A 750-nucleotide genomic window follows, 5' to 3' on the forward strand; every position below is an offset into this window, starting at 1 on the left:
CTTTACGGCTGCCGCGAGGGGGCGACCGGCCGCGACGCGGAGCGCCGCCGGCAGGGCCGGGGAATCCGGATGGATCGACCCGGGGCCGACAAGCCCCTCAAGCCGGCAGGACCACCACCTTCGTCTTGACCGGCGTGCGCGCGTAGAGGTGGATCATGTCCTGGCTGAGCAGGCCGACGCAGCCGCTCGTGATGCCGGAGCCGATCGTCTCGGGGTCGCTGCTCGCGTAGATCGTGTAGAGCGTGTAGGCGCCGTTCTGGTAGAGATGGAGCGTGCGGGCGCCGAGCGGGTTGTCGAGGCCCCCCGGCATGCCGCGGGCGTATTTGGCGGCCTCGGGCTGGCGCTTGATCATCTCCTTGGGCGGCGTCCAGGTCGCCCATTCGGACTTGCGGCCGACATAGGCGTCGCCGCTCCACAGGAACCCGTCGCGGCCGACATTGGCCCCGTAGCGGGTGGCGGATCCGTCGCCCTCGACGCGATAGACGTAGAAGTTGCGAGGATCGACCACGATCGTGCCGGCCGCCTCCTTGGTGTCGTAGCGGACCGTCTGGCGGAAATATTTCGGGTCGACCTTGCGGATGTCGGCCGCCGGGATCGGGAACTTCTCGTCGGGCATCGGCCCGTAGATCTTGGCCGCCTCGGCCAGGATCAGGCCATCGGATGTCGCGCAGCCGCCGAGCCCGAGCGCGCCCAGGCCGACGGCCGAGCCGGCCAGGAACGACCGGCGGCTGAGAAACCCCGCCTGCCCCC

1 protein-coding gene is annotated in these 750 nt (G+C 70.3%); it reads right to left on the bottom strand.

Annotated elements, in window-relative coordinates; genetic code table 11:
• Positions 1-97: 97 nt before the first annotated feature.
• Positions 98-750 (bottom strand): L,D-transpeptidase (locus tag FV228_RS31500; protein WP_147857949.1); only part of this gene is annotated, 653 nt, incomplete at its 5' end.

The organism is Methylobacterium sp. WL18 (genome assembly GCF_008040015.1).
Classification (GTDB): domain Bacteria; phylum Pseudomonadota; class Alphaproteobacteria; order Rhizobiales; family Beijerinckiaceae; genus Methylobacterium; species Methylobacterium mesophilicum.